The 8,602-nt window shown below is 43.6% G+C and carries 9 protein-coding genes; 1 reads left to right on the forward strand and 8 read right to left on the reverse strand.

Translation table 11 applies throughout. From position 1 onward, the window contains the following. The 8 genes from rplC to ACESMA_RS20830 form a co-directional block, all read right to left on the reverse strand. Window positions 1-630 (reverse strand): 50S ribosomal protein L3, encoded by a 630-nt coding sequence (gene rplC / locus ACESMA_RS20795; protein ID WP_372950802.1) that lies wholly within the window; start codon window positions 628-630, stop codon window positions 1-3. A 21-nt stretch (window positions 631-651) separates the two neighbouring features. Beyond that, on the reverse strand, window positions 652-957 hold the full coding sequence (rpsJ, locus tag ACESMA_RS20800) for a 30S ribosomal protein S10 (RefSeq protein ID WP_372950803.1): 306 nt from the start codon (window positions 955-957) through the stop codon (window positions 652-654). Between the two features lie 23 nt (window positions 958-980). After that, window positions 981-3,092 carry an elongation factor G gene (gene fusA / locus ACESMA_RS20805; protein ID WP_372950804.1) on the reverse strand — a complete coding sequence of 704 codons (2,112 nt, stop codon included), beginning with the start codon at window positions 3,090-3,092 and terminating at the stop codon, window positions 981-983. A 54-nt stretch (window positions 3,093-3,146) separates the two neighbouring features. Then, window positions 3,147-3,623, reverse strand: coding sequence for a 30S ribosomal protein S7 (rpsG, locus tag ACESMA_RS20810; RefSeq protein WP_372950805.1), 477 nt, complete (start codon window positions 3,621-3,623; stop codon window positions 3,147-3,149). Between the two features lie 130 nt (window positions 3,624-3,753). After that, a complete protein-coding gene (gene rpsL / locus ACESMA_RS20815; RefSeq protein ID WP_372950806.1) occupies window positions 3,754-4,128 on the reverse strand; it encodes a 30S ribosomal protein S12 in 375 nt (124 codons plus the stop codon). 209 nt (window positions 4,129-4,337) lie between these two features. Further along, window positions 4,338-5,714, reverse strand: coding sequence for an HlyD family secretion protein (locus ACESMA_RS20820; protein WP_372950807.1), 1,377 nt, complete (start codon window positions 5,712-5,714; stop codon window positions 4,338-4,340). A gap of 54 nt (window positions 5,715-5,768) precedes the next feature. Continuing rightward, window positions 5,769-7,973, reverse strand: coding sequence for a peptidase domain-containing ABC transporter (locus tag ACESMA_RS20825; RefSeq protein ID WP_372950808.1), 2,205 nt, complete (start codon window positions 7,971-7,973; stop codon window positions 5,769-5,771). 40 nt (window positions 7,974-8,013) lie between these two features. Next, complete coding sequence (locus tag ACESMA_RS20830) at window positions 8,014-8,172, reverse strand: hypothetical protein (RefSeq protein WP_372950809.1); 159 nt, start codon at window positions 8,170-8,172, stop codon at window positions 8,014-8,016. 103 nt (window positions 8,173-8,275) lie between these two features. Here ACESMA_RS20830 and ACESMA_RS20835 point away from each other — a divergent pair, with 103 nt between their 5' ends. After that, complete coding sequence (locus tag ACESMA_RS20835; protein WP_372950810.1) at window positions 8,276-8,530, forward strand: hypothetical protein; 255 nt, start codon at window positions 8,276-8,278, stop codon at window positions 8,528-8,530. Window positions 8,531-8,602 lie beyond the last annotated feature (72 nt).

An 8,602-nucleotide genomic window follows, 5' to 3' on the forward strand; every position in this document is an offset into this window, starting at 1 on the left:
TTAGTTCCATTGTTTCCTAATAATTAAGTATGAACCTTTGGCGCCAGGCACTGAACCTTTCACCACTATCAAATTCTTTTCAGGAACCACCTTTATCACCATCAGGTTTTCAATGGTAACGGTTTCGTTACCGGTTCGTCCAGCCATTCGCATTCCTTTAAAAACGCGGCTTGGCCATGATGATGCACCAATAGAACCCGGTGCGCGCAACCTGTTGTGCTGCCCATGGGTTGCGTCGTTTACGCCACGAAAGTTGTGACGTTTTACTACTCCCTGAAAACCTTTACCTTTTGAAATGCCAACTACATCAACATAATCCAGTTCGTGGAAAATATCAACATTGACAGAATCTCCCAGTTTGTATTTTTCCTGGTAGGTGTTTTTAAACTCAACTACTTCGCGCTTTGGCGTTGTTCCGGCTTTTTTAAAGTGCCCGAATTCAGGTTTCGTAGCTCTTTTTTCTTTTTTGTCGCCGTAAGCAAGTTGCAACGCGTCGTAGCCTTCTTTCTCCTGGGTCTTAACCTGTGTAACCACACAGGGACCGGCTTCAATCACAGTGCATGGGATATTTTTCCCCTCAACACTGAATACGGATGTCATTCCGATTTTTTTTCCAATAATACCAGCCATTTCGACTACATTTTTAAATTATCAAACTTTAATTTCTACTTCAACACCACTGGGCAATTCCAGCTTCATTAAGGCGTCAATAGTTTTTGCCGTTGAGCTGTAAATGTCGATCAAACGTTTGTAAGATGACAACTGAAACTGTTCCCTTGATTTTTTATTTACAAAGGTAGAACGTAAAACAGTGAACACCCTTTTGTGGGTAGGCAACGGAATTGGTCCGCTAACCACAGCACCAGTGCTTTTTACTGTTTTAACGATCTTCTCAGCCGATTTGTCAACCAAATTGTGATCGTACGATTTCAGCTTAATTCTGATCTTTTGGCTCATTTTGAGAACTCTGTTAAAATTATTTATAATAAATCAACTTTACCCTGTACATTTTCCAGCACTTTTTCTGCCAGATTGCGCGGAACTTCCTGGTAATGACTGAACTCCATAGATGAAGTTGCCCTTCCTGATGATAAAGTCCGCAATACGGTTACATATCCAAACTGCTCGGCCAGCGGAACTTTTGCATGAATCACGCGGGCGTTCCCTTTGCTCATCATGCCGGTTACATCTCCGCGACGGCGGTTCAGGTCACCAATAATATCGCCCATATATTCTTCAGGAGTAACAATCTCCAGTTTCATTATGGGTTCAAGCAATTTTGGTTTGGCTTTTGAAGCTGCATGCCGGAATGCCTGCCGCGCACAAATCTCAAATGCCAGCTGATCGGAGTCCACTGCGTGGTATGAACCATCGAGCAATGTAACTTTTAAACTGTCAACCGGGAATCCTGCAAGCGGACCATTTGACATGGCGTTGGCGAAACCTTTTTCAACGGAAGGAATGTATTCACGCGGAATGTTTCCTCCTTTTACTTTGTCGATAAATTCCAAACCGGTTTTTCCTTCTTCAGCAGGTTCAATATTTACCACAATATCAGCAAATTTACCACGGCCACCGGTTTGTTTTTTAAATACTTCGCGCAATTCAACCGGTTGGCTGATAGCTTCTTTATATGCTACCTGCGGAGCACCCTGATTACATTCCACCTTAAATTCTCTGCGAAGACGATCGACAATAATTTCCAGGTGCAATTCACCCATTCCACGAATTACGGTTTGACCCGAATCATGGTCGGTGTGAACCTGAAATGTTGGATCTTCTTCTGCCAATTTAGCCAGTCCATTGGACAAACGGTCGAGGTCTTTTTGCGATTTCGGCTCAACGGCAATTCCGATTACAGGTTCCGGAAAATCCATACTTTCCAGTGTAATCGGATGTTTTACATCACAAAGAGTGTCGCCGGTGCGAATGTCTTTAAAACCAACTGCTGCACAAATATCTCCGGCTTCAATAACATCCTTTGGATTTTGTTTATTGGAATGCATCTGATACAGGCGGGAAATGCGTTCTTTTTTACCTGTACGGGTATTTAAAACCTGCGAACCTGCTTCTATTTTACCTGAATAAACACGCATATAAGCCAATCGGCCAACAAAGGGGTCGGTGGCAATTTTAAACGCCAGCGCTGCCATTGGTTCTTCCACATTGGCCGTACGTTTTACCTCTTTATTGATATCAGGATTAATACCCGTTACATCTCCATTATCGAGCGGACTTGGCAGGAATGCACAAACTGCATCGAGTAAACGCTGAACACCTTTGTTTTTAAAGGCTGAACCACACATCAAAGGGATAATAACTCCTTCGATAGTTGCCTGCCGGATTACTGAAAGCATTTCTTCTTTGGTAATAGATTCCGGGTCATCGAAATAACGTTCAAGCAAGGCGTCGTCCACCTCGGCAGCCGATTCCACCAGTTTACCTCGCCATTCCTCAGCCTGTTCTACCAAATCAGCAGGAATCTCTTCGAGGCTATAGTTTGTTCCCATGGTTTCATCTTCGTACCAACGTACAGCCTTCATTTCAATAAGGTCGATAATTCCTTCGAATTTCTCTTCAGCACCAATTGGAATTTGAACCGGAACAGGATTAGCACCTAATTTTTCTTTGATTTCTTTGTAAACATTGTAGAAATCGGCACCCTGACGGTCCATTTTATTAATAAAAGCGATACGAGGAACACCGTATTTTTCGGCCTGACGCCAAACCGTTTCCGATTGGGCCTCAACTCCGCCAACTGCACAAAAAAGTGCAACCGTTCCGTCGAGAATTCTTAGTGAACGTTCTACTTCCACAGTAAAATCGACGTGTCCGGGAGTATCGATTATGTTGATTTTATGTTCCTGATCGTTGTATTTCCAGAATGTAGTAGTGGCAGCCGAGGTGATTGTGATGCCTCGTTCCTGCTCCTGCTCCATCCAGTCCATTGTTGCGGCACCATCGTGCACTTCACCAAGGCGGTGGGTCAAACCGGTATAGAACAATACACGTTCTGTAGTGGTTGTTTTCCCCGCATCGATGTGCGCCATGATGCCTATATTTCTTGTATATTTAAGATCTTGTTTAGCCATTTTCTTTTTACCAATTATCTAATCCAAACCATTTACCATTTTTCCAAGACCAAACTAAAATCTGAAGTGAGCAAAAGCACGGTTTGCTTCAGCCATACGGTGAGTATCTTCTTTCTTTTTATAAGCTCCACCTTCGTTGTTAAAAGCAGCAACAATTTCTGCAGATAATTTATCAGCCATAGATTTACCAGAACGTTTGCGGGCAAACAAAATCAGGTTTTTCATACTGATGGCTGTTTTTCTTTCAGCTCTGATTTCCATTGGAACCTGGAAAGTAGCACCACCTACACGTCGGCTTTTTACCTCCACAGCGGGAGTAATATTTTCGAGGGCTTTTTTCCAGACTTCGAGTGGAGAAAGTTCAGTTTCTTTTACGCGTTTTTCCACTATTTCAAGTGTGTCGTAGAAAATAGCATAAGCTACAGACTTTTTTCCATCTCTCATCAAATCGTTGACAAACCGGGTTACCAAGGTATCGTTAAACTTTGGGTCCGGTAGAAGAATTCGCTTCTTTGGTTTTGTCTTTCTCATTTTTTCAATTTTAGTGTTATTTAAATCGGTTGCCCTAAGGCGGTCTTCAGTTCATCTCCGGAAGACTTGAGAGATTCCCTTACTCAACCAAACCACTGTAAATAACGAATTTACAATTAATTTTTTTATTTTATTTTTTCGGTCTTTTCGCACCATATTTCGAACGACGTTGCAAACGCCCTTCAACTCCTGCTGTATCAAGCGCACCACGCACCAGGTGATAACGTACACCGGGAAGATCTTTTACCCTTCCGCCACGCACCAGTACAATGGAGTGCTCCTGAAGGTTGTGGCCTTCTCCAGGAATATAGGCGTTCACCTCTTTTCCGTTGGTAAGCCTCACCCTGGCTACTTTACGCATAGCCGAGTTTGGTTTTTTTGGGGTTGTTGTGTAAACACGTACACATACCCCGCGTCGTTGCGGACATGAATCAAGAGCCGGAGATTTGCTTTTCTCCACCTTACTTTGTCTTCCTTTTCTAACTAACTGTTGAATCGTTGGCATAAATACCTGTCTTTTATGTAATTAATAATCAATCCAAAAACGGACTGCAAAAGTATGTTAAATTTCAATAACTGCAATGGTTTTCAGCAGTAAAAATGAGTTTACCTTTGAAAAACGGCACGCAAAAGTACTAATTTTCAAAAAAGAACAAATCTTTTCGAACTTTTTTTTCAAAAAATTAAGATTGAAAAGTGTATGAAGTGAAGGGATTACATTCTTTCCCTGATAACCGAAACCAGAGGTTCTACAAGACGTTCAATCAGGCGGCGATCTTTTGTAACAATTTCTGCAACGCCTTGCATCTCCTGATTAAACGGAAGCTCCCGGTTATAGTTGGTTACAAGGTTGTTTACCAACGCAATTTCAGCAGTGTAAAACGCGCCCTGTTCGGTTGTTACCGGCACCATGGAAATGTTGGTAACCCTTCCGGCAACTATACCATATTCCATGTGCGGATAATTGTCAAGTTTGATGTTTACGCGCTGGCCTAACTCAATTTTACCAGCGCCGGCAATGGGCACAATAGCCCGGCCAATAATGGTTTGTTCTTTTTCGGGAACTACTGTAAACACAACATTCCCCGCATTTACATATTGATTGGTACTCCAGAAACTGGTAAACGTTATCTGCCCCGAAATGGGGGTTTTCAGAATAAACAATTGTTCCCATTCTTTGAGCTGATTTACCAAATTGTCGTAACGTTCTTTTAATGTTGCAAGCATCTGACTGCCTGCTTCGGCTTTTAGCACATCCTGCTCCTGAATTTGTTGCTGCAGGTTGTTCATTGTAATTTGTGTGTTGGCGAGACCGGTCATGGCACTTTGGTAAGCGTATTTTTGTTTCAGCATAGCAGCTTGCGATTTCTCATAATCCAATTCCGACATGATTTGCTGCCGGTAAAGTGTGGAATCGCGGTAAAACTGGTTAAAAGCCAGTTCATAATCCTGCCGGAGTACATTGATTTGTTCCCTTAATTTTTCAAAATAGTTCCGGTAGTCCTGAACCTGACGTTGAAGCGATTCAATACGTTGGCTGTATGGATTGAATGAGAGAAAAGTCTGGTAACTCCGCAATTGGCTTACAAATGCCGAAAAATAAGAATGATATTGTCCCAGACTGTAGTTTTCAGAAAAGGAAATTTCATTGAACTTCTCAGGATTTTCAAACCAGGTTTCAACGGAATCGAGTTTGGCCAGTAACCGGTAGGCATCATTGTAATTCGCCGTGTTTTCAATCAACCCTAAAATTTCACCCGCTTCCACCTGCTGATTATTCCCGACAAAAAGCTGATCGAGTTTGCCGTTCGATTTGGCTACAATTTGAACAGGCGGATTTTCCGAAACGATAGTTACACGGGAGGTTATCAGATCGGGATACTTATAAAAGTAGCTACCAGCAAGCAAAACCATCACCACCAGTAGCATAATGGTAATTCCCCAGCGGATGATCCAGCGCGGTGGTGTTCCCAGGATTTCCTGCACCTCGTCGGACCTAATTTCCACCGAGCCCCCATTCCGCCAATCGGCGGATTTTCCCCCGAGGGGGGAACCCGATGAGGATGATTTCTGTATTTCTTCTTTATCCATTATAATTTTAATTCTTATCCTCTCTTCCCCCTTGGGGGAATAAAAAGGAGGCTCCTAATTTCCCAACTCCAACTGATTCTTAACCAGCTCATAATACGCACCTTTTTTGGCAGCCAGTTCGTTGTGGGATCCGGTTTCCACAATTTCGCCCTTGTCAAGCACTACAATGAGGTCGGCATTTTTAACCGTACTCAGCCGGTGGGCAACAGTTACCACAGTCCGGCCTTCAAAAAATCCGGACAGGTTTTCCATAATCACTTTCTCGTTGTTGGCATCGAGGGCGTTGGTGGCCTCGTCGAAAAAGAGGAAGCGCGGGTCTTTGTAAACGGCACGGGCAATTAAAATGCGTTGCTTCTGCCCCTGGCTCAGACCGGTTCCCTCCTGCCCTATTTTGGTGTTGTACCGCAACGGCAGGCTTTCGATGTATTCGCCAATGTTGGCAATTTCAACTGCCCGGCGCAGTTTTTCGCGGTCGGGATAATCGTCGGCCACGGCAATATTGTTGGCTATGCTGTCGGAAAAGATAAATCCGTCCTGCATCACCACGCCGCAGTTGCTGCGCCACATTTCCATGTTGAATTGCTGCAGACCAATGCCGCCAATTTCAATTTTTCCCTCGTAAGGCGGATAAAAACCGAGCATCAGTTTAATGAGCGTGGTTTTACCGCTTCCGCTGGCGCCCACGATGGCGGTTACCTTGTTTTCAGGAATGTTAAGCTGAATATTGTTCAGCACGCGCGGCGACTTGGGCCCTTCGTAATGGAACGAAACACCCGACATGGAGATGTTTTTCCGTTCAGGCAGTTCGTAATTTTTTTGAATTTCCGTATTCTCCTCATCGTCATGTTGATGGATTTCGCCCAGCCGCTCCAAACTGATTTTGGCATCCTGTCCGGCCTGGATAAAACCGATAAATTCGTTAATGGGCCCGTTTAGCTGACCTATTATATATTGTATGGCCATCATCATCCCCAGGGTCATGTTTCCTTCCACCACACCTTTGGCGGCAATGAACGAAATGAGGACATTTTTTATCTGGTTGATTAGCATTGAACCCGCCTGCTGATTCTGGTTCAGCATCAGTCCGCGCACGCTTACCCGGAAAAGTTTGGCCTGAATGCGTTCCCACTCCCACCGTTTCTGTTTTTCGCAGTTGTTCAGCTTAATTTCCTGCATGCCGGTAATCAACTGGTAAACGTTGCTCTGGTTGGCCGATGCCACGTTAAACCGTTTGTAATCGATTTCCTTTCGTTTTTTCAGGAATAATAAAATCCACAAAACGTACAGCGCACTTCCAACGTAAAAAATGAGCAGGATGGTCCAGTCGTAATAGGCCATTACAAAACTGTAAATGATAAAAATGAAAATGCCGAACGACATGCTCACCAGATTTCCTGTGAGGAAACTCTGGATGCGCTGGTTGTCGTCGATGCGCTGGCGAAGGTCGCCGATGAGTTTGGTATCGAAAAAATGGATGGGCAGTTTCATCAGTTTGATGAGAAAATCGGAAATGAGCGAAATGCTCACCCGCGTACTGGTGTGGAGCATAATCCAACTGCGAATAAAACCCACGGCGGTTTGGCTCACGGTTAACACCAACTGCGCAATGAGCACCAGCACAATAAAACTGAGGTTGTTGGTGGTGATACCCACATCCACAATGGCCTGCGTGAGAAAGGGGAAAATGAGGCTGAGGATACTGCCGGTTAGAAAACCGAGCAACAACTGGGTAATTAGTTTTTTGTAAGGTTTCAGATAAGAAAATAGATACCGGAAACCGGTTTTGTTCAATTTTTCGCCTTCTTCCACATAAAAATCGGAAGTGGGTTCCAAAAGCAGTGCAATTCCTGCCGGCTCACCTTCCTGTTGCGTGGACGCCCAGTATTTTAAAAATTCTTCGCGGCTGTATTTTAACAAGCCATGTGCCGGGTCTGAAACATAAAACTCAGCCCCCGCCCTGCTCCTTTTCTTTTTAATTTTATAAAGCACCACAAAGTGGTTCTGTGTCCAGTGGATGATGGCCGGAAGCGGCGCCTCCATAAGTTGTTCGAGCGTTACGCGCACGCCTTGTGTACGAAACCCGATTTTTTCGGCGGCATCAGAAATGGTAAGTAACGAAACGCCTTCGCGTGTTTTCCAGGTGAGTTCCCGCAACGTTTCCAGGTTGTAGTGCTTCCCAAAATATTTGGCCACGATCCGTAAACAGGTCGGACCGCAGTCCATGGCGTCGGGTTGCAGGTAATGCGGGAATTTTGGCATAGTTCCGTTTTGGAGGCGAAAGATAGAAAAAAATTATTCGTCACTCGAATTTTAAATTGGAGTATTTTTGCTTTGCTTCAGCCAAAACCTGTTCATGTGTCAGAATATTTCCTTTTTTGCTTTCTTCCATAGCCTCTTCAATGGCCTTGCGCTCTTTCAGGGATAATTTGTATTCAGTTTGGGTATTTAGCAATTTCAAAATTTTATTGTAATTTCTTTTTAAATCATCACCTGATAAACTATCGATTCTTCTGAACAAATCTCCAAAAATCTATATATTTGCATGATTAAATATCACAGAAATGAAAATCGAAACAAAAAAGCTGGAGCTTCATCCGGAAAACAAGGGAATAAAAGGAATTTTAAAATCGAAACAGTTGCGCAGAACAATTTTGGGAATTGTGCTTGGAGCTGTTGCCGGATTTGCCTTTTTCTATTTTACCGAAGGCCTTTACATGGATTCGCTTTCCCAAAAGGATGTAATTCAAAGTTTTGTTTTCGGTGGTTTATTTGGGTTGTTTGTAACGAATAGTCCGTGTGCACGAAACAGGTGCTAAAAAAAAGAGCTGCAACTAAATTGCTGCAACTCTCTTTTTCCGGGTGAACTTGGAGGGACTACTTTTTAACAA

The organism is Mariniphaga sp., from assembly GCF_041687215.1.
Taxonomy (GTDB): domain Bacteria; phylum Bacteroidota; class Bacteroidia; order Bacteroidales; family Prolixibacteraceae; genus Mariniphaga.

Excerpts from the sequence above, each read along its gene's own strand:
- rplC (WP_372950802.1), bottom strand. The coding sequence starts at position 630 with ATGGCTGGTATTATTGGAAAAAAAATCGGAATGACATCCGTATTCAGT.
- rpsJ (WP_372950803.1), bottom strand. The coding sequence starts at position 957 with ATGAGCCAAAAGATCAGAATTAAGCTGAAATCGTACGATCACAATTTG.
- fusA (WP_372950804.1), bottom strand. The coding sequence starts at position 3,092 with ATGGCTAAACAAGATCTTAAATATACAAGAAATATAGGCATCATGGCG.
- rpsG (WP_372950805.1), bottom strand. The coding sequence starts at position 3,623 with ATGAGAAAGACAAAACCAAAGAAGCGAATTCTTCTACCGGACCCAAAG.
- rpsL (WP_372950806.1), bottom strand. The coding sequence starts at position 4,128 with ATGCCAACGATTCAACAGTTAGTTAGAAAAGGAAGACAAAGTAAGGTG.
- ACESMA_RS20820 (WP_372950807.1), bottom strand. The coding sequence starts at position 5,714 with ATGGATAAAGAAGAAATACAGAAATCATCCTCATCGGGTTCCCCCCTC.
- ACESMA_RS20825 (WP_372950808.1), bottom strand. The coding sequence starts at position 7,973 with ATGCCAAAATTCCCGCATTACCTGCAACCCGACGCCATGGACTGCGGT.
- ACESMA_RS20835 (WP_372950810.1), top strand. The coding sequence starts at position 8,276 with ATGAAAATCGAAACAAAAAAGCTGGAGCTTCATCCGGAAAACAAGGGA.